Source organism: Herbaspirillum sp. alder98, assembly GCF_020179755.1.
Taxonomy (GTDB): Bacteria; Pseudomonadota; Gammaproteobacteria; order Burkholderiales; family Burkholderiaceae_D; genus Herbaspirillum.
The window spans coordinates 519,122-544,590 of the sequence record NZ_JAIUCY010000002.1; the positions used below are offsets into that span (position 1 = coordinate 519,122).

Below are 25,469 nucleotides of genomic sequence, written 5' to 3' on the forward strand. Positions count from 1 at the left end.
CATGAAAATACTGATAGTCGAGGACGAGCAGAAGATGTCCGATTACCTGTGCAAGGGCTTGACCGAGCAGGGATGCGCGGTCGACCTGGCCGCCAACGGCATCGATGGCCAGCACCTGGCGATCCAGCACGACTACGATGTGATCGTGCTGGACGTGATGCTGCCCGGGCTGGACGGGTTTTCGGTGCTGCGCTCGCTGCGCACCGTCAAGCAGACGCCGGTGATCATGCTGACCGCGCGCGACAGCGTCGAAGACCGCATCAAGGGCTTGCACGAAGGCGCCGACGACTACCTGATCAAGCCCTTCTCGTTCCTTGAATTGCTGGCCCGGCTGCAAGCCCTGACCCGGCGCGGGCGCGCGCAGGAACCGGCGCAACTGCGCATCGGCGACCTGCAGATCGACCTGCTCAGTCGCAAGGCCTTTCGGGCCAATACCCGCATCGACCTGACCGCCAAGGAATTCGCCCTGCTGGCGGTGATGGCCCGGCGCCAGGGCGAGATCCTGTCCAAGACCGCCATCGCCGAACTGGTGTGGGACATGAACTTCGACAGCAATACCAATGTGGTCGAAGTGGCCATCAAGCGCCTGCGGGCCAAGATCGATACCCCGTTCGAGCAGAAGCTGCTGCACACCGTGCGCGGCATGGGCTACGTGCTCGAGCCGCGTGCCGCGGCCGATGCGATGAGCGACTGATGCTGCTGCGCCAGTCGATCACCGCCCGCCTGGTCTGGATGTCGGCCGCCTCGGCGCTGCTGATCTTCGCCCTCACCGGCATCGTGCTCTACACCATGCTCAAGGGCGAGCTGCTGCGTCACGAGCGCGACGGCCTGGCCACCACCCTCAACGACATCAGCTACCAGATCGGGCGCGCCGGCAATACCGACCGCTGGGGCCGGGTGCAGGTCAAGCTGGCGGCGCTGTCGCAGGCCGATACCCGGGTGGCGTTCTGGATCTCGGGCGACGACCCGCGGTTTCGTTATGGCGATCTCAATCAATTGAACGAGGCCAGCGGCACGGCCGACAACAGCGTCGGCATGCTGCACCTGGCCGGCAAGGAATATCCGCTGCACACCATGAGCCGCACCCTGCCCGGTTTCGAGGAGCGCCCGGCGGTGCGGGTGACGGTCGGGATCGACACCGAACCCTATTTCGAGATGCGCCGCACCTTCCTGGTGGCCACCGTCACGATTTCGCTGCTGGGCATCGTGCTGGCGGTCATCTCCAGCTACTGGATCGCCCGCGCCGGCCTGGCACCCCTGCGGCGCATGTCGGCGCGGGCCCAGGACGTGTCACCGCGCATGCTCTCGGCGCGCATGGCCATCGAGGCGCTGCCGCTGGAGCTGTCAGACCTGGCGCGCGCTTTCAACGGCGCGCTCGAACGCATCGAGGACGCCTATACCCAGCTCGAATCCTTCAACGCCGATGTCGCCCATGAATTGCGCACGCCCCTGGCCAACCTGATCGGCCAGACGCAGGTGGCGCTGGCGCGCGAACGCAGCGCGGACGAATTCAAGGACGTGCTGCAGTCGAACCTGGAAGAGCTGGACCGCATGCGTTCCATCGTCAACGACATGCTGTTCCTGGCGCGCTCGGACCAGGGTGAGGCCGCCACCGCGCTGGTGCAGGCGCGGGTGGCCGACGAGGTGCAGAAGACGGTCGATTTCTTCGAGTTCGTGCTGGACGACACCGGCATGCGCATCGAAGTGGCAGGCGACCTGGCGGTCAGCGCCATGATGGAAACCGCGCTGTTCAGGCGCGCCCTGACCAACCTGATCCAGAATGCGATCCAGCACTCGCCGCCGGCGGCCTGCATCGGCATCGAGATCGGCGCCCAGGACGATGGCGTGCGGGTAGCGGTAACCAATCCCGGCCAGGCCATCGATGCCCGCCACCTGCCGCGCCTGTTCGACCGTTTCTACCGCGTCGATAGCGCCCGCCAGGACATCAACGGCAGCCACGGCCACGGCCTGGGCCTGGCGATCGTCAAGGCGGTGGCGCGCATGCACGGCGGGCGCGCCTTCGCCAGCAGCGACGACGGCTACAACAGCATCGGCTTTACGCTGGCCGGCAGGTCCCCGGCACATTCGCTTGCCGTTTCTTGACAAGCGTAAAGTTGGCAACTTGGTGCAGCAGTCGACGGTCTGTCAGTTATCGTCAACTACAAAAGGACACCATGCGAACCAGGCACTTACCCGTCATCATCAAGCACACCGTCATGGTGCTGGCCACCTGCGCCACATTGGGCGCGGCCGGGCTGTCGCAGGCGCAACAGCCGGGGCCACCTCCGGGTCATGAACAGCGCGGCGGCGAGCACGGGCCGGACCAGCGTTATGAATTCCGCGACGCCGACCGCGACCAGTTGCGCCGCCACTATGACGGCGACCTCCGGCATGTCGACCGCAACCGGCGCCCGGACTTCCATGCCGGCCAGCCGGTGCCGAGTTCGTATCGCGGCAAGATCAAGCCGCTGCCACAGGATGTGCGACGCGGCTTGCCGCCGCCACCGCGCGGCTATCAGATGGGTTACTACGGGGGATATGCGGTCGTGTACGACCCGGTGAGCTTCACCATCTTGCAGGTGATGGATATCTTGCGGTAACCGGTGACGGGCCATCCCGGCGAAGGCCGGGATCCCGTTCCTTCTTTCAGAACCGAATCCTTTCGTTACTCCGCAAAGACCTCTTGCAGGGTCTCCAAGGTATCTGACAGTGTCTTGTCAGTGACTTGCCCCACGCGCTTAATCAGTCGTGTCTTATCGATTGTCCGCATCTGGTCCAGCAGAATCAGGCCTTTTTTCTTCTCGAACGTTATCGGTATCCGATAGGGAGCCGGTTTGCTTCCCGAGGTCATCGGGGCTACGATCACCGTTCGCAAAAAATCATGCATTTCTGCGGGAGAAACGATCACGCACGGCCGTGTTTTCTTGATCTCGCTACCGACTGTCGGATCAAGCGAAGCGAACCATATTTCGCCTCGCCTTACCACACCAGTTCCTCGTCACCCTCGTTGCCAAATTCCGGCCACACCAGCGCATCATCTTTTGCAGCGGCAATCTTCTTGCTCGCTTCTGCCCATCCTTGCCGGGAGCGCTTCTCCAATTTTCGGATCACGATCTTGTCGTCTTCAATGTCGATGTCGATATCTTCATCGCCCACCAGCATCCCGGCCTTGGCGAGAAACGGCTTCGGAATAAGAACGCCTTGAGAATTTCCCATCTTGCGAATCGATGTCTTCATTTTTCACTCCTAGTTAGGACAATGTTATTACAAACAAGAAGATTAGTAAACACATTGTTATAACAAAATCTGGGCTACCAGCCAGCGTTATCGGCTTCACTCCCGCGCTAGCACTTCGCTATGCCCCCACTTGCCCGAGCGGCACAGGTCATCGGTGACATCGAGCACCAGTTGCTCCACGGCGGCAGCGGCGTTGGTCAGGGGAATATTCTTCGACGCGCACAGCACCAGCGTGCGCGAAATGCGCTGGCCGGCGATGCTATGGGCCACCATGTCGCCCCGCTCGATATCGGCCAGCAACGGCGCCACCGGCAGGATGGTGGCGCCAAGGTCGGCCAGGATCGCCGATTTCAGGATCGCCACCGAGTTGATCTCGATCACGTTGTCGAGACTCATGCCGTTGGCGCGCACCAGGTTCTCGATGCGCGGACGCACGCCATGGGCCAGGCCAGGCAAGATCAGCGGCGCTTGAATGGCGCGCGCCAACTGCACCCCGCGCTTGCCCGACACGCCGTATTGCGACTTGGCGCGGGTGATATAGAGCATCTCTTCTTCGATCATCGGCGTGGCGGCGAAGGACGACAGCTGGCCATCGTCGAACAGCACCGCCAGGTTGATGCGCCCGGACTTGAGCTGGGTAATCAGGTTGCCGGTCAATTCTTCGGTCAGTTGCAGCGTGATCTCGGGATAGGTCGAACGCACCGCGTTGAGCAGCGGCAACGCCAGTGCATTGGACACGCTTTGGGGAATCCCCAGCGCCACGGTGCCGGACGGCTTGTCGGTCGACTGCGCCACTGCCTGGCGGGCATCCTGCACCTGCTTCAGAATCGCCAGCGCATGTTCGTAGAACAATTTGCCGGCGTCGGTGGCGATCACGCCTTGCGCCGAGCGGTGCAGCAATTGCGCGGCCAGTTCATCTTCGAGCTGACGGATCTGCTGGGTCAGCGCCGGTTGCGCAATGTGCAGCACACGTGCCGCGCGCGACAACGACCCGTGGTCGACGATGGCGACGAAATACCGCAGTTGACGCAATTCCATGGCGAACCTGTCTCCGTTTTAATAACCCGCATGCTACCCGGCCAGCATGCCGCCGGTAAATAGATTCATTTGACAGCGCCCCGCCCCTGACCTAGATTGATGCCACTTCGCCCCGCCCAGACGGGACAAGCACAACAATAAAAGAAGAGACCGCGCCAGGCGCCACCGGGCCATCGTGCCCTCCAATAAAGGACGACGCACCCATGAAACTGCATTTCATCGAAAACCGCTGGGTAGAACCGGCCGGCGGCGACAGCATTGCCGTCATCGATCCATCCGATGGCCAGGTCTTCGAACACATTGCCCGTGGCAACGCGGTCGACATCGAGCGTGCCGTGAGCGCCGCGCGACGGGCCTACGACGGCGCCTGGAGCCGCCTGTCGGCCGCCGAACGTGGCCGGCTGCTATTGAAACTGTCAGCGCGTTTGCAGGCGCATCAGGAAGAACTGGCCCAGCTCGAAGCGCGCGATTGCGGCAAGCCGCTCAAGCAGGCGCGGGCCGATGCCGCCGCCATCGTGCGCTACTTCGAGTTCTACGGCGGTGCCGCCGACAAGCTGCATGGCGACACCATTCCCTACCAGGCCGGCTATACGGTACTGACGCTGCGCGAGCCGCATGGAGTGACCGCGCACATCGTGCCGTGGAACTATCCGATGCAGATCTTCGGACGCTGCGTCGGCGGCGCGCTGGCGGCAGGCAACACCTGCGTGGTCAAGCCGGCCGAAGACGCCTGCCTGTCGCTGTTGCGGGTGGCCGAACTGGCCGCCGAGGTGGGCTTGCCCGAAGGCGTGCTCAATATCGTCACCGGCTTCGGCCATGAAGCCGGCGATCTGCTGGTGCGCCATCCCGATGTCGATCATGTGTCATTCACCGGCTCGCCCGCCATCGGTCGCGTGGTGGTGCGGGCCGCTGCCGACCATCACACGCCGGTCACGTTGGAATTGGGCGGCAAGTCGCCGCAAATCGTATTCGACGACGCCGATCTCGACGCCCTGCTGCCGGTGGCGGTCAACGCCATCGTGCAGAATGCCGGCCAGACCTGTTCGGCCGGCAGCCGGCTGCTGGTGCAACGCGGCATCTACGAACAGGTGCTGCAACGCCTGGGCGACCTGTTCTCCGGCCTGCGTGTGGGTTCGGCGCAGATGGACCTGGATTGCGGCCCGCTGATCCGCCACTCCCAGCAAGAACGGGTGGCGGCCTTCCTCGACCAGGCGCGCCGCGACGGCATCGCCACGGTGGCGCAGGGAAAGATCGCTGCCGGTGCTCCGGCGGGTGGCTTCTACCAGCCGCCGACGCTGCTGCGTGACGTGCCGCCACAGCACCGGCTGGCCCAGGAAGAAGTGTTCGGCCCGGTGCTGGCGGCGATGCCGTTCGATGACGAGGCCCACGCCGTGGCGCTGGCCAACGGCACCGACTACGGCCTCGTGGCCAGCGTCTGGACCCGCGATGGCGCACGCCAGATGCGACTGGCGCGCGCTATCCGCAGCGGCCAGGTATTCATCAACAACTACGGCGCCGGTGGCGGCGTCGAGCTGCCGTTCGGCGGCGTCAAGGCCAGCGGCCATGGGCGCGAGAAAGGCTTCGAAGCGCTCTACGGCTTTACCGTGCTCAAGACCATTGCGATCCGTCACGACTGAGCTGGCGGGCCACCCATTCACCCATTAAAAAGGAGACGACATGCGATTGAAAGACAAGGTAGCGGTAGTGACAGGCGGTGGTTCGGGTTTCGGCGAAGGCATCGCCAAGACCTATGCGCAGCACGGCGCGTCGGTGATCGTGGCCGATATCAGCGAAGCCGGTGGCCTGCGCGTGGCCGAAGAGATTCGCCAGGGCGGTGGCCGCGCGCAGTTCGTGCGCGCCGATGTTTCGCAGCGCGCCGACATGGACGGCCTGCTGGCCGCGGCCCTGCAGCATTACGGCGCGATGCACGTGATGGTCAACAATGCCGGCACCACCCACCGTAACCGGCCGATGCTGGAAGTCGACGAAGCCGAGTTCGACCGCATCTTCGCCATCAACGTCAAGAGCATCTACCTGTCGGCCCACACCTTCGTGCCGCATTTTCGCCAGGCCGGTGGCGGCGCCTTCATCAATATCGCATCGACCGCCGGCATCCGGCCGCGCCCCGGGCTGACCTGGTACAACAGCAGCAAGGGCGCCGTGATCACCATGAGCAAGTCCATGGCGGGCGAACTGGGCCCGGACAGGATTCGCGTGAACTGCGTCAACCCGGTGATCTCGGCCACCGGCCTGCTGAGCGAATTCATGGGCGTGCCGGATACCCCGGAAAACCGCAAGAAGTTCGTCGCCACCATCCCCATGGGCCGCTTTTCGACGCCGCAGGATATCGCCAATGCCTGCCTCTACCTGGGTTCGGACGAAGCCGAATTCGTCACCGGGGTCTGCATCGAGGTCGATGGCGGACGCTGCGTCTGAACCTGCTTGACACGGCGAATGTCGGCAATAGAATGCAACGTGCTCGAATACAAACGATAAGTCACAGACTCGCACATCACAACAACAAGACGGGGCATCTGCGCAGGCACCATCGCTGGCTGTTTTCGGCGACCGCCTGCACGGCAGCCCCGGTGCGCCAACCAAGGAGTGAGACATGAGCCAGCAACCCGGCCTGACGTCAGCGTCGGCCCAACCCCGGAGTTCGTTCGAAAACGCCACCTACGCCAAGGTCACCTGGCGCCTGCTGCCGTTGCTTTTCCTGTGTTACGTGGCGTCCTACCTGGACCGCGTCAATGTCGGTTTCGCCAAGTTGCAGATGCTGTCCGACCTGAAGTTCAGCGAAACCGTGTATGGCCTGGGCGCGGGGATCTTCTTCATCGGCTATTTCATCTTCGAGATTCCCAGCAACATGATCCTGCACAAGGTGGGCGCGCGCTTGTGGATCGCCCGCATCATGATCACCTGGGGCATCATCTCGGGCGCCATGGCCTATGTCACCACGCCGCAGATGTTCTACATCATGCGCTTCTTGCTGGGCGTGGCCGAGGCCGGCTTCTTCCCCGGCGTGATCCTGTACCTGACCTATTGGTATCCGGCCGAACGGCGCGGCAAGATCACCGCCCTGTTCATGACCGGCATCGCACTGTCGGGCGTGATCGGCGGCCCGCTGTCGGGTTGGATCATGCATGCCATGCCGGGCGTGTGGGGTCATTCGGGCTGGCAGTGGATGTTCATCATCGAGGCCATCCCGTCGCTGATACTGGGGGTGCTGGTGATCGTCTACATGAAGGACCGGATCCGCGATGCGCACTGGCTCAGCGAAGACGAAAAGACCCTGCTCGAAACCAATATCGCCCATGAAGACAGCCAGAAAGAACACCTCTCGCTGTCGGCCATGTTTGCCAATGGCCGGGTCTGGCTCGGCGCGCTGATCTATTTCTGCTTCGTCATGGGCTTGTATGGCGTGAGCTTCTGGCTGCCCACCATCATCAAGACCACCGGCGTCACCGACCCGCTCAATATCGGCCTGCTGACCGCCATCCCCTACGCCTTCGCGGCGGTGGCGATGGTGTTGATCGGACGCAGCGCCGACGCCCGCCGCGAGCGGCGCTGGCACGTGGCGATTCCGGCGCTGGTCGGTTGCATCGGGCTGCTGGCCTCGACCGTCTACGACCACAACACGCTGCTGGCGATGGCGTCGCTGACGGTGGCCTGCATCGGCATTCTGACCACGCTGCCGCTGTTCTGGAGCCTGCCGACGGCGTTCCTGTCGGGCACGGCGGCGGCCGCCGGCATTGCGCTGATCAATTCGCTGGGCAACCTGGCCGGTTTTGTCAGCCCCTACCTGGTGGGTTGGCTCAAGGACGCGACGCAAAGCACCAATACCGGCATGTACGTGCTGGCAGCGTCGCTGGTGCTTGGCGCCCTGCTGACGCTGACGCTGCCGGCCAGGCTGGTCAATCGTTAAAGCGCATCTGGGTGGCGCCCTGGGGCGCCATCAGCTGCTGCATCGCCGAGCGTACCGCCTCGCCATAGGTGAGCTCGGGATGCAGCAGTTGCTGATGCGCGATCAGCCCATCGACTTCGGCGCGCTCGCCATGGCACAACTCGGTCATGCGGGCGATCAGTTCGAGATAGCCATCGGGGTCGAACAGCGGCGCGCGATGGGGGTGATCGGGGTCGAGGTGGCGCGCCACATGGCGTAGCCACAGCCGGTCGAGGACGCAGACCAGCGCCAGGCAGGCGGTGAGGAAAAATAGATAAGACATGGCAGGGGCAATCCGTCAGCAAGCGAGGGCCTGCCAGTGTAGGCAAGCCGCCAGGGCGCTTGCATAGAAGCCCTTCGAGAGTACGCCTCTGCTTATGCTACAGCGCCAGCCAGTCGCGCTGCACGGCCAGGTCGGACTGCAACTGCGCCGGGGTGCCGTCGAACACGATCTGTCCACGTCCCATCACGTACAGCCGCTGCGCCAGCGCCATGGCGATCGCCTGTTTCTGCTCGATCAGCAGGATCGCCACGCCGCGTTGCTGCAATTGCCGCAAGAACAGCGCCACCTGCTCGACCATCTGCGGCGACAACCCCTCGGTGGGTTCGTCCACCAGCAGCAGTGTCGGGTTGCCGATGGCAGCGCGGGCCAGCGCCAGCATCTGCTGCTCGCCACCCGACAAGGCGCCGGCGGCCACCGTGCGACGCCGTTGCAGCGCTGGGAAGATCGCATACAGCTGGTCGAATTGCCATCCGTCCGCGGGCTGGCGACCGGGTTTCTGGCCCAGCAGCAGATTCTGCTCGACCGTCAGGGTGGGAAACACATCCCGGCTTTCGGGCACATAACCCACGCCGAGGCGGGCGATCTCGAAGCCCGGCAGCCGCAACAAGTCGTGTCCGCCGAAGCGGGCGGTGCCGGTGCCGCGCACCTGTCCCACCAGCGTCTTGAGCAGGGTCGACCGCCCGGCGCCGTTGCGCCCCAGCACCGCCACGATCTCGCCGGCGTTCACGTTCAGGTCGACGCCGTGCAGCACATGGCTGGCGTCGTACCAGGCATGCAATCCGGCCACCGACAACAAGGGTTCAGGCTGCATGGCCGCTCCGGTTCAGGTAAAGCTGCTGCACCCGGGCGTTGGCGCGAATGCCGCTGGCGCTGTCGCAGGCAATCACGCGACCGTTATCCATCACCGCAATACGGTCGGCGAGATCGAACACGACCTGCATGTCGTGCTCCACCATCAACAGCGTCTTGCCGACGCTGACTTCACGGATCAGCGCCACCATGGCCTGGCTTTCGGCACGGTTCATGCCGGCCGTCGGCTCGTCGAGCAGGATCACGGAGGCATCGGCGGCGATGGTCACGGCCAGTTCCAGCGTGCGCTGATGGGCGTAGCTCAGGGCCGAGGCCGGCACCTGGGCATGCCGCGCCAGCCCCACCCGATCCAGCACGGCGTGGGCGCGTCGGGCGACCTCGTGCAACTGCCCCAGTCGGCGCCAGAAGGCGTAGCGATAGCCCAGCTGCCACAGCAGCGCGCAACGCACATTGTCCAATGCCGACAGGCGCGGAAACAGGCTCGATAACTGGAAGCTGCGCGCCAGGCCCAGGCGGTTGACCTGCTGCGGCGAAGCCGCGGTGATGTCCCGGCCATGCAGCAGGATACGGCCGGTGTCGGCGCGCTCGCGCCCACTCACCAGGTTGAACAGGGTCGACTTGCCGGCGCCATTGGGGCCGATCAGCGCACAGCGTTCGCCGGCCATCAGCTGCAGCTCGGCGCCATCGATGATCAGGCTGCGGCCGAAGCACTTGCGCACGCCCTGCACCAGCAATGCGGGTGAATCACTCATGCGCCCTCCCCTCGAATGCCTCGACCCGGGCCCAGGCGGCACGCCAGGCCGAATGCCATGCCAGCCGCCCGCGCGCCAGCAGCGCCACGCCACCCGCCAGCAATAGCGCGGCCACCAGCCAGATAGCGATACCGTGCAGTTCGATCACCACGCCCCACACCGTCAGCGAAGCCTGGCTGTCGCCCAGCAGGTTGCCCAGGCTCAGGCGATACAAGCCCTCCACGCCCAGCACCAGCCCGGCCAGCGCCGCCAGCCCGGCCGCCGCTTGCCGTGCGCAGTGGCGCGCCAGCGACGGCGACAGCACACGCGCACGCAGCACGCGTGCCGTATGGTCCAGCACCTGCGCCAATCCGCCCGGCAGCCACAGCACGATGGCGATGAACAGCAAGCCGAGATAGAACTGCCAGGCCGGCGTATAGGCCGACAGCAGTGACGAAAACAGCACGCCCACCACGGCGCCGATGATCGGCCCGTAGAAATAGGCGGCGCCGCCAATGAAGGTAAACAGCAGGATCGCACCGGAGCGCGCCGTGCCCACATATTCGCCACTGACGATCTCGAAATTGATCGCCGCCAGCCCCCCGGCGATGCCGGCGAAGAACGCCGAGAGGATCAGCGCCAGGTAGCGCACCCGCTGCGGGTCGTAGCCGACGAAGGCTGCCCGTTCCGGGTTGTCGCGCACGGCATTGAGCATCAGGCCCAGCGGCGTCGCCTTGAGCGCGGCCATGGCCACGCCGCACACCAGCAGCCAGCCGGCGATCAGGGCATAGACCTCGATCTGGGGACCGTAGGTGATGCCCAGCACCGCCTGGCCCGCCACCCGGTTGCCCGAGATGCCGCCCTCGCCGCCGAACAGCTCCGGGAACATCGACACGGCCGCCGACACCAGTTCGACCAGGCCCAGCGTGATCATCGAAAAGGTGGTGCCGGCGCGGCGCGTGGTCAGGTAGCCGAACAGCACCCCGCACAGCGCGCCGACCACGCCCCCCACCAGCGGCAGCAGCGTGATCGGAAAGTCGATGGCGCCGGCGCCGACCTGGTTCATCAGGTGGATCACGCCGAACGCGCCCAGCCCGGAATAGATCGCATGCCCGAACGACAGCATGCCGCCCTCGCCCAGCAGCATATTCATGGACAGGCACAGCAGGATCATGGTCCCCATCTGCGACAGCAGCGACAAGGCGCCGCTTTGCGGAAACACCAGGGGCGCCAGCGCCAGTATCGCCACCCAAGGCAAGAGCCGAAGCAACGGTTTCATCGCTTCATCCCTCCCGCCGGCCCAGCAAGCCCTTGGGACGCACCACCAGCATCACTACCAGCAGCAGGTAGGGCAACATCGGCGCCACCTGGGCCAGGGTCAGGCGCAACACCGGCGCCAGCGCCGCGCTGGTGGGCAAGGGCCAGCCCAGGGCCGTCACCAGGCCGCCCAGCGACTGGTCGATGGCCACCGCAAAGGTCTGCATCATGCCGATCAGCAGCGACACGATGAAGGCCCCGGCCAGCGAGCCCAGGCCGCCCACCACCACCACCACGAAGATGATGCTGCCCACCGACGCCGCCATGCCCGGCTCGGTCACGAAGGCGTTGCCGCCGATCACCCCGGCCAGGGCCGCCAGCGCGCAACCGCCGCCGAACACCAGCATGAATACCTTGGGCACGTTGTGGCCCAGCGCCTCGGCCATCTGCGGGTGCGTCAGCGCTGCCTGTATCGTCAGGCCGATGCGGGTATGGCGCAGCAGCAGCCAGATCGCCAGCAGCATCAATGCCGCCACCAGCAGCATGAAACCGCGATAGATCGGAAAAGAGGTCGTATAGAGCACGAACAGGGTGCCGTCGAGTTCGGGCGGGATGCGGTAAGGCACCGGCGAACGGCCCCACACCAGTTGCACCAGCTCCACCACCAGATAGGACAAGCCAAAGGTAAACAACAGCTCCGGCACGTGCCCGTAGCGATGCACGCGGCGCAAGCCGTAATGTTCGATGGCGGCCCCGGCCACGCCCACCAGCAGCGGCGCCAGCAGCAATGCCGGCCAGAACCCCAGCACCCCGGCAATCGAATAGGCCACGTAGGCGCCCAGCATGTAGAAGCTGGCGTGCGCAAAATTGGGCACGCCCATCATGCTGTAGATCAGCGTCAGTCCAGACGACAGCATGAATAGCAGGAACCCGTAGGCCAGGCCGTTCAAGAAAGTGATGAGTGTGAATTCCATGTGTCCTGCTGCGACCGGCTCGGCGGCGCCAAAAAGTAGCGCGATGCTATGGGATTAGCGCTTCTCTGTCAAAATGCCAGCCTTGCAAGCCGCTCGAGCGGCACCAGATAGACAGTCACCATGACCACACCAGACACCACCGCCACCGTCGACCTGCCCCTGGCGTTCGACAACCGCTTCGCCGGCCTGCCCCCGGCCTTCTACACCCACTTGCAGTCGACCCCGGTGCCGGCGCCCTATCTGGTCGGTTTCAGCGATGACGCCGCCGCCACCATCGGCTTGTCGCGTGCAGCGCTGGATGACCCGGCGGTGCTGGACGTGTTTTCCGGCAACCGCACCGCCACCGGCTCACGCCCGCTGGCGGCGGTGTATTCGGGCCATCAGTTCGGGGTCTGGGCCGGCCAGTTGGGCGATGGCCGCGCCATCACGCTGGGCGACGTGGCCGCCGCCGACGGCAGCGGGCGCATCGAACTGCAGTTGAAGGGCTCCGGCAAGACCCCCTATTCGCGCGGCGGCGACGGCCGTGCGGTGTTGCGCTCGTCGATCCGCGAATTCCTCTGCTCCGAGGCCATGGCCGCGCTGGGCATCCCGACCACCCGGGCGCTGATGGTGACCGGCTCCGACATGCGGGTGCTGCGCGAAAGCGTCGAGACCGCCGCCGTGGTGACCCGTGCCGCGCCCAGCTTCATCCGCTTCGGCTCCTTCGAGCATTGGTATTACAACCAGCGCCATGACGAGCTGAAGGTGCTGGCCGATACGGTGCTGGCGCAGTTCTTCCCCCAGCTATTGCAGCAAAGCAATCCCTATCAGGCCTTGCTGACCGAGGTTACGCGCCGTACCGCGCACCTGATGGCGCAATGGCAGGCGGTGGGTTTCATGCATGGCGTGATGAATACCGACAACATGTCGATCCTGGGCTTGACGCTGGATTACGGCCCGTTCGGCTTCATGGAGGCATTCGACAGCCGCCACATCTGCAACCATACCGACCAGCAGGGCCGCTATTCGTATGCCATGCAGCCCCGCATCGGGCAATGGAACTGCTTTGCGCTGGGCCAGGCGCTGCTGCCGCTGATCGGCAGCGTCGAAGCGACCGAGGCCGCGCTGGCCGGCTTCGAGGCCATCTACGACCAGCGTCACGCCGAGCTGATGCGCGCCAAGCTGGGCCTGGCCACCGTTCAGGCCGGCGACGACGCGCTGATCGATGCGCTGTTTGCGATCCTGCAGGCCAACCATGTCGACTTCACGCTGTTCTTCCGCCGCCTGGGTCAATTGCAATTGAACAACATCGGCGCCGACGCGCCGCTGCGGGACCTGGTCATCGACCGGCCGGCCTTCGATGCCTGGGCCGGCCAGTACCGGCAGCGCTTGCGCGCCGAAGGCAGCCAGGACCCGGCGCGCGCGCTTGCAATGAATGCAGTCAACCCCAAATACGTGCTGCGCAACTACCTGGCCCAGACCGCCATCGAGCGTGCCGCCGAGAAGGATTTCTCGGAGCTGGCGCGCTTGCAGGCGATTCTGCGCCGGCCGTTCGACGAGCAACCCGAGCACCAGCGCTATGCCGAGCTGCCGCCCGACTGGGCCGCCGGCCTGGAAGTGAGTTGCTCGTCCTGAGCAGCACCGCAACCGTTTTGCCGAAAGGCATTACACTTGCAGATTCGCCAGGCAGCCCGGAGGGCCGCCCCAACGAACCGAAACAAGGAGTTTTCGATGACCGACCGCGTAGTCAAAACCGAAGCGCAATGGCGCGAGCAGCTTGATCCCATCGAATACCAGGTGACCCGCGAAGCGGCCACCGAGCGCGCCTTCACCGGCCGTTACTGGGACCATCACGAAGCTGGCATCTATACCTGTGTCTGCTGCGACACCCCACTGTTCAGGTCGGACGCCAAGTTCGACTCGGGCTGCGGCTGGCCCAGCTACTTCGAACCGCTCGATCCGGCCAATGTCAGTGAAAAAGTCGACCGCAGTTATGGCATGATTCGCACCGAGATCATTTGCAATGTCTGCGACGCCCACCTGGGGCACGTGTTTCCCGATGGCCCACCGCCGACCGGACTGCGCTACTGCATCAACTCGGCGTCGTTGCGCTTCGACCCGGCTTGAGTTGATCCACCCATTCGTCAACCCCAACCCGTTACCGAAGAAGCCTGCCAATGAAGTTTCTGTTCGACCTGTTCCCCGTCATCCTCTTTTTCGGTGTCTTCAAGTGGGCCGAGGGCCATCCACAAGCGGCCCAGGAGATGGTGATGCACTATCTCGGCGGCGCCATGTCGAGCGGCGCCGTGACGGCAGCGCAAGCGCCGATCCTGCTGTCGACGGCGGTGGCCATCGTGGCCTCGCTGGGGCAGATCGCCTGGCTGCTGTTTCGCCGCCGCAAGGTCGACGCCATGCTGTGGGTGTCGCTGGCCATCATCGTGGTCTTCGGCGGCGCCACCATCTATTTCCGCGATGACACGTTCATCAAGTGGAAGCCGACCATTCTCTACTGGTGCTTCGGCATTGCCTTGCTGGTGTCGCAGTTGTTGCTGAAAAAGAACCTGATCCGCGTCATGATGGAAAAACAGGTCAGCCTGCCCGAGCATGTCTGGCCGCGCCTGAACCTGGCCTGGATCGCGTTCTTCGCATCGATGGGCCTGCTTAACCTCTACGTGGCGTTCAACTATCCGCTCGATACCTGGGTCAACTTCAAGATGTTCGGCAGCATGGGCCTGATGTTCGTGTTCATCATCGGCCAGAGCCTGTTCCTGTCGAAGTACATGAAGGACGCCGAATGAGCGGCCTCGCACCCCAACCCGATAGCCGCGCCGAACGCATCGGCCAACGGTTGAAGGCAACTTTCTCGCCGACCCAATGTCTGGTTGAGGACGAGTCTGCCCTGCATGCCGGTCATGCAGGTGCAGCCTCAGGTGGCGGGCACTACAGGATCCGTCTTGTTTCAACTGTGTTTGAAGGTAAAAATCGTTTGATGCGTCACCGGCTGGTGTATGATTGCCTGTCCGACTTGATGCAGCAAGAGATCCACGCGCTGGCCATCGTGGCGCTCTCGCCGTCAGAAGCGACGAACGAAACACCAGCGAACTGAAACCAAGAACAAAGACAGACGCCTGCCCTCCTGTTTTTCATCTCCCATTTTGATTCACTCCCCCCTTATTTTCTAGGATTCAATAATGACATTTAAACCCGCTCGTCTGCTGGTCCTGCTGTTTGCTATCGCTTCCCTGCCAGCGCTCGCCCAAAACCTGGCCGTAGTCAACGGCAAGTCGATCCCGTCGTCGCGCGCCGACCTGATGGTCAAGCAAATGACCGCCCAAGGTCAGCCGGACACCCCGCAGCTGCGCGGCGCCGTCAAGGAAGAGCTGATCAACCGCGAAATCCTGATGCAGGAAGCCGACAAGCAAGGCCTGGCCAAGAGCGACGACGTCAAGAACCAGCTGGAACTGGCCCGCCAGTCCATCGTGATCCGCGCCCTGATCGCTGACTATCTGAAGAAGAGCCCGGTGTCGGACGCCGACATCAAGGCTGAGTACGACAACTTCAAGGCGCAAGCCGGCGACAAGGAATACCACGCTCGCCACATCCTGGTCGACAAGGAAGAAGATGCCAAGGCGATCATCGCCAAGCTGAAGGCTGGCACCAAGTTCGAAGACCTGGCCAAGCAATCCAAGGACACCGGTTCGGCAGCCAACGGCGGCGATCTCGACTGGGCTACTCCAGCCTCGTTCGTCAAGCCATTCTCGGACGCCATGGTTGGCCTGAAGAAGGGTGAATTCACCCAGACTCCGGTGCAGACCCAGTTCGGTTTCCACGTGATCAAGCTGGAAGACGTGCGCGCCGCCAAGGTGCCGACGCTGGACGAAGTCAAGCCGCAAATCGCCGAAGCGCTGCAACAGAAGAAGCTGCAGGCGTATCAGGAAGAACTGCGCAAGAAGGCCAAGGTGCAGTAATGCACCCGGCGCCGGCCTGATCGCCGGCGCCTGAGCTTGCTAGTGACGACATGCCCGGCCCGGGTTTTCCTGGCCGGGCATGTTTGCTTTTGGGGCGGGCATTGCTTGTATCGAGCATGCCGACCGCGCCGTTCGGCACGAAAAAAAACGCCTTCCGTGAAGAAGGCGTTTTCACTTTCCGGCCCGGGGTTCGGGCCGAACCTGCGATGCGACCTTAGTCGACCCACTTGCGCGCATTGCGGAACATGCGCATCCATGGCGAATCCTCGCCCCACGACTCAGGATGCCAGGATTGCGTCACGGTGCGGAACACCCGTTCTGCGTGCGGCATCAAGACCGTGAAGCGACCGTCAGGCGTGGTCACCGAAGTGATGCCCTGCGGTGAGCCGTTGGGGTTCAGCGGATAGCGCTCGGTCGCCGCGCCCTGATGATCGACGTAACGCATGGCCACCAGTGCCTTGGCAATGTCGCCGGTCTGCGAGAAATCGGCAAAGCCTTCGCCGTGGGCGGTGGCGATCGGGGCCCGGGTGCCGGCCATGCCCTGCATGAAGATCGAGGGCGAATCGCCCACTTCCACCGTCACGAAACGCGCCTCGAACTGCTCGGACTTGTTGCGGGTGAACTTGGGCCAGGCTTCTGCGCCCGGAATCATCGACTTCAGGTTGCTCATCATCTGGCAACCGTTGCAGATGCCCAGCGAGAAGGTGTCGCCACGCTGGAAGAAGCGGGAGAACTGCTCGGCCAGCGCTGCATTGAACAGGATCGTCTTGGCCCAGCCTTCACCGGCGCCCAGCACGTCGCCGTACGAGAAACCGCCGACGGCGATGAAGCCCTTGAAGTCGTCCAGCTTGGCGCGATTGGCGATCAGGTCGCTCATGTGCACGTCGACCGCAGTAAAGCCGGCCTTGTGCATGGCGAACGCGGTCTCGACGTGCGAATTGACGCCCTGCTCGCGCAGGATCGCCACCTTCGGACGCGCCGCCGCACCCAGCGACAGGTAGGGCGCCGCGATGTCCTGCTGCGGATCGAAGGTCAACACCGGCGAGATGCCCGGATCGGCCGCATCGAGAATGCGATCGTACTCGGCGTCGGCGCAGGCTGGATTGTCGCGCAGGCGGGCGATGCGCCAGCTGGTTTCGCTCCAGGCGCGATGCAGGTCGACCCGTGGCTGGCTGTAGATGTTCTTGGCGTCCCGCATGAACTCGATCACGTCGCGCTCGTTGGTCTTGCCGATGATGTGGCTGCAGGCGCCCAGGTTATAGGTGCGCAGCACGTTCATCACCTCCGACTTCTGTTCGGCACGGACCTGGATCACGGCGCCCAGCTCTTCACTGAACAAGGCACGCAGTGTCAGCTCGTTGCGACGCTCGGCCACCTGCGCGGTCCAGTTCTTGGTGTCGCCCCAGTCGGCCGCGTGCTCGCCTTCCATGGTCAGGATATCGAGGTTGACCGAAATACCGGTGTGGCCGGCAAAGGCCATCTCGGCCAGCGTCACGAACAGGCCGCCGTCGGAACGGTCGTGATACGCCAGCAGCTTGTCTTCGGTGTTCAGTTGCTGGATCGCATTGAAGAAACCCTTCAGGTCGTCGGCGCTGTCGACGTCCGGGGTCTGGTTGCCGATCTGCTGCATCACCTGCGTCAGGGCCGATGCGCCCATGCGGTTCTTGCCGCGACCCAGGTCGATGACGATCAGCACCGTGTCGCCGGCGTCGCGCCGCAATTGCGGGGTCAGCACGCGGCGAATGTCGGTCACCGGCGCGAACGACGATACGATCAGCGACACCGGCGAAGTCACCGACTTGGCGCCGGCTTCATCGCTCCAGGTGCTGCGCATGGACAGCGAATCCTTGCCCACCGGAATCGACACGCCCAGCGCCGGGCACAGTTCCATGCCGACCGCCTTGACGGTGTCGAACAGTGCAGCGTCCTGGCCCGGCTGGCCGCAGGCGGCCATCCAGTTGGCCGATAGCTTGATGTCGCCCAGCGAGCCGATCGGTGCGGCAGCGATGTTGGTGATGGCCTCGCCCACGGCCATGCGGCCCGACGCCGCAGCGTCGATCACCGCCAGCGGCGTGCGCTCGCCCATGGCCATGGCTTCGCCGCGATGGCCTTCCAGGCCCATGGCGGTGACGGCCACGTCAGCCACCGGCACCTGCCAGGGGCCGACCATCTGGTCGCGCACGGTCATGGCGCCCACGCTGCGGTCGCCAATGGTGATCAGGAAGGACTTGTCGGCCACGGCCGGCAGGCGCAACACGCGCTGCGAGACTTCCAGCAAGTCCATGCCGGTCAGGTCGACCGCCGGCAAGGCCTGCTCGACGTGCGTGACATCGCGATGCATCTTGGGCGGTTTGCCCAGCAGCACATCCATGGGCATATCTACCGGGCTGTTGCCCTGCTCGGGGTCGATCACCTTCAGTTGACGCTCTTCGGTGGCGGTACCGACCACGGCGAACGGCGCGCGCTCGCGCTGGCACAGGTAGGTGAACAGCTCCAGGTGTTCCGGCGCGATGGCCAGCACGTAGCGCTCCTGCGATTCGTTGCTCCAGATTTCCTTGGGCGCCAGGCCGGATTCTTCCAGCGGCACCTTACGCAGATCGAACAGCGCGCCGCGCTTGGCGTCGTTGGTGATTTCGGGGAAGGCGTTGGACAAGCCGCCAGCGCCGACGTCGTGGATCGACAGGATCGGGTTCTCGTCACCCAGCGCCCAGCAGGCGTTGATGACTTCCTGGGCGCGCCGTTCCATCTCCGGGTTGCCACGCTGCACCGAGTCGAAATCGAGATCGGCGGTATTGGCGCCGGTGGCCATCGAAGAGGCGGCACTGCCGCCCATGCCGATGCGCATCCCGGGGCCGCCCAGCTGGATCAGCAGGCTGCCCGGTGGCAGGTCGTTCTTGCGCGTGTGCTTGGCCGAGATGTTGCCCATGCCGCCGGCGATCATGATCGGCTTGTGATAACCCATCACCTGGCCGCCCACGTTCTGCTCGTAGGTACGGAAATAACCGCCCAGGTTGGGACGGCCGAATTCGTTGTTGAAAGCCGCGCCGCCCAGCGGGCCGTCGATCATGATCTGCAGTGGCGAGGCAATGCGGTCGGGCTTGCCGTAGATGCCGCCGTCGCTGCGGGCATCACGCTGGTCGGGCGCTTGCGCCACGTCGCGGGCGTTTTCCCACGGTTGCACCGCGTGCGTGACCATCAGGTTCGATACGGTAAAGCCGGTCAGGCCGGCCTTGGGCTTGGAGCCGCGCCCGGTCGCGCCTTCATCGCGGATTTCGCCGCCGGCGCCGGTCGATGCGCCCGGGAACGGCGAGATCGCCGTCGGGTGGTTGTGGGTCTCGACCTTCATCAGGATGTGGGTCAGCTCATCGGACGCCTCGTAGACGTTGCCACGGCCGGCGCCGCGCTGGTAGAAGCGCGACACGGTCGCACCTTCGATGACCGACGAGTTGTCGCTGTACGCCACCACCGTGCCCTTGGGGTTCAACTGGTGGGTGTTCTTGATCATGCCGAAGAGCGACTTGTCCTGCGCCACGCCGTCGACGGTCCAGTCGGCGTTGAAGATCTTGTGGCGGCAGTGTTCGCTGTTGGCTTGCGCAAACATCATCAGCTCGACATCGGTCGGGTTGCGTTGCACGCGGGTGAAGGCATCCACCAGGTAGTCGATCTCGTCGTCCGACAGGGCCAGGCCCAGTTCGGTGTTGGCCGCTTCGAGCGCGGCGCGACCGCCGCCGATCACGTCCACCGATTCCAGTGGCTTGGCCTGCAACTGGCCGAACAGGCCGGCTGCGTCATTGGGATGGCGCAGCACGCCTTCGGTCATGCGGTCGTGCAGCAGCGCGGCGACGGCCTCGACACTGCCCTCGGCCAGTTTCTTGGCGCCGCCCAGCAGGCCGCTCTTGACCTGCACGTGGTAGATGATGCCGCGCTCGACGCGGTGGATGTGGTCCATGCCGCAGTTGTGCACGATGTCCGTGGCCTTGCTGGCCCACGGCGAAATGGTGCCGAAGCGCGGGACCACCACGAAGGCGTCGCCTTCGTCGCTGCCGTTGAAAGGGTCACCGTAGGTCAGCAGGCCGTTGAGGCGAGCCTCGTCCTGTGGTTGCAGGTCGGTGGCGTCGACAAAGTGCAGGAAACGGCCGGACACGCCAGTGATGGCGGCGTCGACAGCTTGCAATTGAGTCAGGAGGCGTTGAGTGCGGAAGGCAGAGAGGGCATTGGAGCCCGGCAGGATCAGCATGGCGAGGGTCGAGGCAGTTAGCTTGAATCGGGGGAAGAACCTTGGCCGCGCTAGGCGAACCAAAAGGCGAATTATACAGTGACCACCCCATTTCGGCCCATCGAAAGCGAGCCTCGTCGGCGTACTTCACGGCGCTTATTGCCGCGCTGCACCAGTCGCTGTCATCCCATGGGGCGTGCCGCGCGTTGTCACAATGGCAGTCAGTCGCGCCGCCGATGGCATTCGGTGCAATTGCATTTGCAGTGACAATGTCCGGGTGACAACGGGTTTTCGATGTATCATTCCGCCGCGTCGGCCAGCCGCCCCTGATGGGGGCAGGCCATCATTGTCGCCTCGACAACATCGGGCGAGCACGACCACAACTGTGACAACTGCCTTGCAAGAACCAACAGCGTGAATAACACACAACGACAGATCGCCATCATCGGCGGGGGACTTTCAGGGATCTGCAGCGCCTTTTTCCTGGCCGCTCAGGGCCATGACGTGGTCGTCATCGAGCGCCGCTCGCATGTCGCCGAAGAAGCCACCTTCGGCAACGCCGGCCTGCTTGCGCCCGGCAGCGCCCTGCCATTGACCCTGCCCGGCGCCCTGGCGACGCTGGCCTGCCGTTTCAAGGATGAACCACGGGTATTGCTGGCGCCGGGCGCCGACTTTGCCCGCAATCGCTGGATGCGCCAGACGCGCCAGGCGCAACAGCACAAGTTCGCCGCCAACAAGCTGTTGCTGGCCCGGCTGTCGGCCTATGGCCTGGAACTGACACGTCAGTTGCAGGCGCATTACGCGATGGAAAACGAAAACAGCCAGGGCGTATTCCACCTGATGCGCGCGCCCGCCGAAGCGGCCCGCATGGAAGCGCTGCAACAGGCGGCCCAGCAGTGCGAGCTGCGCTACAAAGTGCTCGATACCGCCGGCATCCGCCAGCTGGAACCGGCCTTTTCATCCGAAGCCGCGCTGGCCGGCGCCGTGTATTACCCCGATGATGTCGCCGGCAACTGCGTGCTGTTTGCCAAGCAGATGCGCAATGCCGCGCAAGAGCTGGGCGTGCGCTTTCACTTCGACTCGACGGTGCGCGCGCTGCAGCCCGATTTCGGCAGCCGCGTCACGCTCGAGCTGGACTCGCCCCACCTGCCCGGCCGCCTGACGGTCGATACCGTGGTGGTAGCCGCCGGCGCGCAGAGTGCGGCGCTGCTGAAAGCGGTACAGATGACGCTGCCGCTGCGCGCATTGCAGACCTATTCGGCGCTGGTGCCGGTCAAGAATCCCGACGACGCGCCCAACATGGCGCTGTATGACGAAAGCTACAAGGTCAGCATGACGCGCCTGGGGCAACGCATTCGCATCACCGGCCTGCTGGGCTTCGTGCCGCCGTCCAAGACGCTGCCGCCGAAGGCGCTGCGCAACCTGCTCAAGATCGCCGGCGATTACTATCCGAATGCGGCCAACTACAACCAGGCCCATTTCTGGAGCAACACGGTCGGCCTGTTGCCGGGCGGCATGCCGTTGTTCGGGCCGACCAAGTACGGCAACGTCTTCGTCAACCTGGGCCATGGCGTCACCGGCTGGGCCGGTGCGGTCGGTTCGGCGCGCATCCTGGCCGACATGATCGGCGGCGAGACGCCCGAACTCGATCCGCAAGGCTTCCTGCCGCAGGATCTGCTGGCGGCGTAGATTGCCACCAGGCAGCGCTTTCATCTGCCACGATTCTTTTCATCTGGCGGGCCGCTGCAGGGCGGGGACAATTGACTTAGAATTGAGCGCTCCATTCGTGCCACTCAATCCACGCCACCACCGCCATGAGCACGCTCTACACGGTTGCAGAAATCCGCGAAGTCGAGCATGCCGCTGCCGCCGGCCTCCCCGCCTATACCCTGATGGCACGCGCTGGCGCGGCCTGCGCCGAAACCGCCCAGCGACTACTGAACTCGGTCACCGAATCGTCGGCGGCGGTGCTGATCCTGGCCGGTCCCGGCAACAACGGCGGTGACGCCCTGGAGGCGGCGCGCCTGCTGGAAGAAGCCGGCATCGATGTCGCCGTCCAGTTGCACGCCGACCCGGCCACCCAGCCGCCCGATGCGCAGCACGCCTTGTACCTGGCGCGCGAAGCCGCCCTCGATTTCATCGACGACCTGAGCCCGGCCGGGCTGCAACAGCGATCCTGGGCGCTGGTCATCGACGGCCTGTTCGGCATCGGCCTGTCCCGCCCGCCCGGCAGCAAGTTGCGCGCCATCATCGACAGCATCAACCAGTTGCCGTGCCAGGTGCTGGCCATCGACGTTCCCAGCGGACTCGACGCCGACACCGGCGCCATCGTCGGCGGTCGCGACGGGGTGGCCATCAATGCCACCCACACCATCACCTTCCTGGGCGACAAGCCGGGCCTGCACACCTGCGATGGCCGCGATCATAGCGGCCGTGTCGAAGTCTGCTTGCTGGAGCTTGACGGCCAGACGCTGCCCACGCCGCACGCCCGCCTCAACGGCCCGGCGCTGTTTGCCGCGGCGCTCAAGCCCCGTGCCAACAATAGCCACAAGGGCAGCTATGGCGACGTGATCGTCGTCGGCGGCGCGCGCGGCATGGCGGGCGCCCCGGTGCTGGCCGCGCGCAGTGCAGCCTATGGCGGCGCCGGGCGCGTCTACCTGGCCTTCGTCGATGACGGTCCGGCCTATGACAGCAGCCATCCCGAACTGATGTTCCGCAATGCCGACCGGGTCGAGTTCGGCGCCGGCGCGGCGCTGGTGGTCGGCCCCGGCATGGGCACCTCGCGCCATGCGCACGACATCCTGACGCGGGCGCTGGCCAGCCAGGCCGATATCGTGCTCGACGCCGACGCCCTCAACCTGATCTCGTCCGAACCGCCGCTGCAACACCGGCTGCAGGAACGCGCCGGCGCCAGCATCATCACCCCGCACCCGCTGGAGGCGGCGCGCCTGCTCGACACCACCACCGAAAGCGTGCAGCGCGACCGGCCACTGGCGGCGCGCAAGCTGGCCCGCGAACTGAATGTGATCGCCGTGCTCAAGGGGGCGGGAACGATCATTGCGTTTCCCGATGGCGAGATCGTGATCAATCCCACCGGCAATCCCGGGCTGTCCACGGCCGGCACCGGCGACGTGCTCTCGGGCCTGTGCGGCGCCTTGCTGGCGCAGGGCTGGCCGGCGCGGGAAGCGGCACTGGCGGCGACCTGGATCCATGGCGCCGCCGCCGACCTGCTGGTGGCGCAAGGACTGGGGCCGGTAGGCCTGACCGCCAGCGAATTCATCCCGGCCATCAGAGCCGTGTTCAACAATATCATCCGAGACCATGTCCACCAGCGCCCTGCCGCCAGCCCGCATCGCATTCGAACCTAAGCTTTTCATCGGCGTCATCTTCCTGGTTACGGGCCTGTGGACGCTGTCGCTGCTCGATACGGCCGGCAAGCTGCTGGCCAGTTCCGGCTACCACGTGATGATGATCGCCTGGATGCGCTACAGCATCAACGTGCTGTTCATGGCGATCACGCTGGTGCCGCTTTACCAGCGCCGCAGCGGGCGCAGCATCTTTCGCTCCAACCGGCTGGGCCTGCAGATGGGGCGCGGCGTGCTGTTGCTGGCGTCGACGCTGATCTTTTTCTCGGTGCTCAAGATCGTGCCGCTGGCCGAAGGCACCGCGATGAACTTCTGCGCGCCGCTGATCGTGCTGGCGATCTCGCCGTGGCTATTGCGCGAGCGGACCTATGTCTCGCGCTGGATTGCAGTGCTGGTGGGATTTGCCGGCATGCTGATCGTGATCCGGCCGGGCGGCGACATTCCACCGCATGGCGTGGCGCTGGGGATGCTGTCGGCATTTACCATGGCGCTGATGTCGATCCTCAACCGCAAGGCCAACCAGGCCGACGACCCGATGGTGACGCTGTTCTATGGTGCGTTGATGGGTAGCGCGCTGTCGACGCTGGCGGTGCCGTTCTTCTGGAGCGCGCATGCGCCCACGACCGTCGAATGGCTGATCCTGATCTCGACCGGCATCACCAGCACCATCGGCCACTTCCTGCAGAACAACGCCTATCGCCATGCCGAGGCCTCATTGCTGACGCCCTTCTTCTACGCCCAGATCATCTCGGCCTCGGCGATGGGCTGGCTGGTGTTCGGGCAGTTCCCGGATGGCATCACCATCATCGGCATCGCCGTGATCTGCGCCAGCGGCATGGGTATCGCACTGGTCGAGCACCGGCGCAAGCGGCCGCCGCTGCCGGCCGAGCCAGGCGAAGCGGTCTAGGTCTGCCCGGCCAGCCGGCCAGCGGCTATCGTGATGGTATGCGCACAGCGCGCCGCGATCGAACGATCGTGGGTGACCAGCACCAGGGTCGAGCCGCGTTCCTGGTTCAGTTCGAACATCAGGGCAATCACGGCCTCGCCGGTGACCGCATCCAGGCTGCCGGTCGGTTCGTCGGCCAACAGCAGCGGCGGCTCGGTGACGAAGGCGCGGGCCAGCGCCACGCGCTGCTGCTCGCCGCCTGACAGAAATTTCGGATAATGTTTGAGGCGACTGCCCAGACCGACCCGCGCCAGCATCTGTTCGGCTTTGGCGCGGGCGTTTGCGTCGCCCCGCAACTCCAGCGGCAACATCACGTTTTCCAGCGCGGTCAGGTGCCCCAGCAACTGGAACGACTGGAACACGAAACCCAGCTTGCGCTTGCGCAGTACCGCCCGGCCGTCTTCGTCGAGCGCGAAGATGTCTTCGCCGTCCAGGCGCACCGTTCCTTCGCTGGGCGTATCCAGGCCGGCCAACAAGCCCAGCAAGGTTGACTTGCCCGAACCGGAGGCGCCGACGATGGCCAGCGTGGTGCCGGCAGCCACGGTAAAATCGATCTCGGACAAAATGCGCAGGCGTCCCGACTCGGCCGAGGCATCGGCAACATGTTTGGATAAACCAAGGACTTCAATGGCAGGGAAAGCAGAAATGGCGGCAGCAGATTGGAAAGCAACGGCGGTGTCGGGCATGCAGGGCAACCAGGCAAGGAGGAATTCGATCGAGGC

Annotated in this window: 24 protein-coding genes; 14 read left to right on the top strand and 10 right to left on the bottom strand. The window is 64.7% G+C overall.

Annotation, left to right across the window (positions count from 1 at the left end):
- Window position 1 precedes the first annotated feature (1 nt).
- The 3 genes from LBW87_RS07055 (at window position 2) to LBW87_RS07065 (ending at window position 2,600) form a co-directional block, all read left to right on the top strand.
- A complete protein-coding gene (locus LBW87_RS07055; RefSeq protein WP_225200730.1) occupies window positions 2–694 on the top strand; it encodes a heavy metal response regulator transcription factor in 693 nt (230 codons plus the stop codon).
- A complete protein-coding gene (locus LBW87_RS07060; RefSeq protein WP_225200731.1) occupies window positions 694–2,103 on the top strand; it encodes a heavy metal sensor histidine kinase in 1,410 nt (469 codons plus the stop codon). Before LBW87_RS07055 ends, LBW87_RS07060 begins: the two co-directional genes overlap by 1 nt.
- Window positions 2,104–2,174: 71 nt before the next feature.
- Window positions 2,175–2,600, top strand: a complete 426-nt coding sequence (locus LBW87_RS07065) for a hypothetical protein (RefSeq protein ID WP_225200732.1) — start codon at window positions 2,175–2,177, stop codon at window positions 2,598–2,600.
- Window positions 2,601–2,665: 65 nt separating this feature from the next.
- Here LBW87_RS07065 and LBW87_RS07070 read toward each other — a convergent pair whose 3' ends face one another.
- From LBW87_RS07070 to LBW87_RS07080, 3 genes are all read right to left on the bottom strand, one after another.
- Entirely contained in the window at window positions 2,666–2,986 is a 321-nt protein-coding gene (locus LBW87_RS07070; protein ID WP_225200733.1) for a type II toxin-antitoxin system PemK/MazF family toxin, read from the bottom strand.
- A complete protein-coding gene (locus LBW87_RS07075) occupies window positions 2,980–3,237 on the bottom strand; it encodes an AbrB/MazE/SpoVT family DNA-binding domain-containing protein (protein WP_225200734.1) in 258 nt (85 codons plus the stop codon). Before LBW87_RS07075 ends, LBW87_RS07070 begins: the two co-directional genes overlap by 7 nt.
- Window positions 3,238–3,333: 96 nt before the next feature.
- Window positions 3,334–4,275, bottom strand: coding sequence for a LysR substrate-binding domain-containing protein (locus LBW87_RS07080; protein WP_225200735.1), 942 nt, complete (start codon window positions 4,273–4,275; stop codon window positions 3,334–3,336).
- A gap of 203 nt (window positions 4,276–4,478) precedes the next feature.
- On the opposite strand from LBW87_RS07080, the gene LBW87_RS07085 reads away from it, so the two are divergent.
- The 3 genes from LBW87_RS07085 to LBW87_RS07095 all read left to right on the top strand — a co-directional run bounded on the left by LBW87_RS07085 (window position 4,479) and on the right by LBW87_RS07095 (window position 8,200).
- Window positions 4,479–5,912: an aldehyde dehydrogenase family protein gene (locus LBW87_RS07085; RefSeq protein ID WP_225200736.1), complete on the top strand. Its 1,434-nt coding sequence runs from the start codon at window positions 4,479–4,481 to the stop codon at window positions 5,910–5,912.
- Between the two features lie 40 nt (window positions 5,913–5,952).
- Window positions 5,953–6,711 (top strand): SDR family oxidoreductase, encoded by a 759-nt coding sequence (locus tag LBW87_RS07090; protein ID WP_225200737.1) that lies wholly within the window; start codon window positions 5,953–5,955, stop codon window positions 6,709–6,711.
- Between the two features lie 175 nt (window positions 6,712–6,886).
- The gene (locus tag LBW87_RS07095) at window positions 6,887–8,200 is read left to right on the top strand and encodes an MFS transporter (protein ID WP_225200738.1); all 1,314 of its coding nucleotides are present in this window, start codon (window positions 6,887–6,889) and stop codon (window positions 8,198–8,200) included.
- Here the strand turns inward: LBW87_RS07095 and LBW87_RS07100 are convergent.
- The 5 genes from LBW87_RS07100 to LBW87_RS07120 form a co-directional block, all read right to left on the bottom strand.
- A complete protein-coding gene (locus LBW87_RS07100) occupies window positions 8,190–8,501 on the bottom strand; it encodes a hypothetical protein (protein ID WP_225200739.1) in 312 nt (103 codons plus the stop codon). The genes LBW87_RS07095 and LBW87_RS07100 overlap by 11 nt on opposite strands.
- A gap of 97 nt (window positions 8,502–8,598) precedes the next feature.
- Window positions 8,599–9,312: an ABC transporter ATP-binding protein gene (locus LBW87_RS07105; protein ID WP_225200740.1), complete on the bottom strand. Its 714-nt coding sequence runs from the start codon at window positions 9,310–9,312 to the stop codon at window positions 8,599–8,601.
- Window positions 9,302–10,063 (bottom strand): ABC transporter ATP-binding protein, encoded by a 762-nt coding sequence (locus tag LBW87_RS07110; RefSeq protein ID WP_225200741.1) that lies wholly within the window; start codon window positions 10,061–10,063, stop codon window positions 9,302–9,304. The genes LBW87_RS07105 and LBW87_RS07110 overlap by 11 nt, the downstream gene beginning before the upstream one ends.
- A complete protein-coding gene (locus LBW87_RS07115) occupies window positions 10,056–11,321 on the bottom strand; it encodes a branched-chain amino acid ABC transporter permease (protein ID WP_225200742.1) in 1,266 nt (421 codons plus the stop codon). The genes LBW87_RS07110 and LBW87_RS07115 overlap by 8 nt, the downstream gene beginning before the upstream one ends.
- 4 nt (window positions 11,322–11,325) lie before the next feature.
- Window positions 11,326–12,273 carry a branched-chain amino acid ABC transporter permease gene (locus LBW87_RS07120; protein WP_225200743.1) on the bottom strand — a complete coding sequence of 316 codons (948 nt, stop codon included), beginning with the start codon at window positions 12,271–12,273 and terminating at the stop codon, window positions 11,326–11,328.
- Window positions 12,274–12,393: 120 nt separating this feature from the next.
- On the opposite strand from LBW87_RS07120, the gene LBW87_RS07125 reads away from it, so the two are divergent.
- The 5 genes from LBW87_RS07125 to LBW87_RS07145 all read left to right on the top strand — a co-directional run bounded on the left by LBW87_RS07125 (window position 12,394) and on the right by LBW87_RS07145 (window position 16,220).
- A complete protein-coding gene (locus tag LBW87_RS07125; protein ID WP_225200744.1) occupies window positions 12,394–13,887 on the top strand; it encodes a protein adenylyltransferase SelO in 1,494 nt (497 codons plus the stop codon).
- 96 nt (window positions 13,888–13,983) lie between these two features.
- A complete protein-coding gene (gene msrB / locus LBW87_RS07130; protein ID WP_225200745.1) occupies window positions 13,984–14,379 on the top strand; it encodes a peptide-methionine (R)-S-oxide reductase MsrB in 396 nt (131 codons plus the stop codon).
- Window positions 14,380–14,429: 50 nt separating this feature from the next.
- Window positions 14,430–15,050 carry a septation protein A gene (locus LBW87_RS07135; protein ID WP_225200746.1) on the top strand — a complete coding sequence of 207 codons (621 nt, stop codon included), beginning with the start codon at window positions 14,430–14,432 and terminating at the stop codon, window positions 15,048–15,050.
- Entirely contained in the window at window positions 15,047–15,358 is a 312-nt protein-coding gene (locus LBW87_RS07140) for a BolA family protein (RefSeq protein WP_225200747.1), read from the top strand. The genes LBW87_RS07135 and LBW87_RS07140 overlap by 4 nt, the downstream gene beginning before the upstream one ends.
- Window positions 15,359–15,443: 85 nt before the next feature.
- Window positions 15,444–16,220, top strand: a complete 777-nt coding sequence (locus LBW87_RS07145; protein ID WP_225200748.1) for a peptidylprolyl isomerase — start codon at window positions 15,444–15,446, stop codon at window positions 16,218–16,220.
- A 214-nt stretch (window positions 16,221–16,434) separates the two neighbouring features.
- Here LBW87_RS07145 and purL read toward each other — a convergent pair whose 3' ends face one another.
- The gene (gene purL / locus LBW87_RS07150) at window positions 16,435–20,457 is read right to left on the bottom strand and encodes a phosphoribosylformylglycinamidine synthase (RefSeq protein ID WP_225200749.1); all 4,023 of its coding nucleotides are present in this window, start codon (window positions 20,455–20,457) and stop codon (window positions 16,435–16,437) included.
- A 393-nt stretch (window positions 20,458–20,850) separates the two neighbouring features.
- Between purL and LBW87_RS07155 the strand changes: the two genes are divergently transcribed.
- The 3 genes from LBW87_RS07155 (at window position 20,851) to LBW87_RS07165 (ending at window position 24,708) form a co-directional block, all read left to right on the top strand.
- Complete coding sequence (locus LBW87_RS07155; RefSeq protein WP_225200750.1) at window positions 20,851–22,125, top strand: FAD-dependent oxidoreductase; 1,275 nt, start codon at window positions 20,851–20,853, stop codon at window positions 22,123–22,125.
- Window positions 22,126–22,250: 125 nt separating this feature from the next.
- Window positions 22,251–23,804, top strand: coding sequence for an NAD(P)H-hydrate dehydratase (locus LBW87_RS07160; RefSeq protein WP_225200751.1), 1,554 nt, complete (start codon window positions 22,251–22,253; stop codon window positions 23,802–23,804).
- Complete coding sequence (locus LBW87_RS07165; RefSeq protein WP_225200752.1) at window positions 23,758–24,708, top strand: DMT family transporter; 951 nt, start codon at window positions 23,758–23,760, stop codon at window positions 24,706–24,708. Before LBW87_RS07160 ends, LBW87_RS07165 begins: the two co-directional genes overlap by 47 nt.
- Here the strand turns inward: LBW87_RS07165 and LBW87_RS07170 are convergent.
- Window positions 24,705–25,433 (bottom strand): ABC transporter ATP-binding protein, encoded by a 729-nt coding sequence (locus tag LBW87_RS07170; protein WP_225200753.1) that lies wholly within the window; start codon window positions 25,431–25,433, stop codon window positions 24,705–24,707. The two genes, LBW87_RS07165 and LBW87_RS07170, sit on opposite strands and share 4 nt — an antisense overlap.
- Window positions 25,434–25,469: the final 36 nt, after the last annotated feature.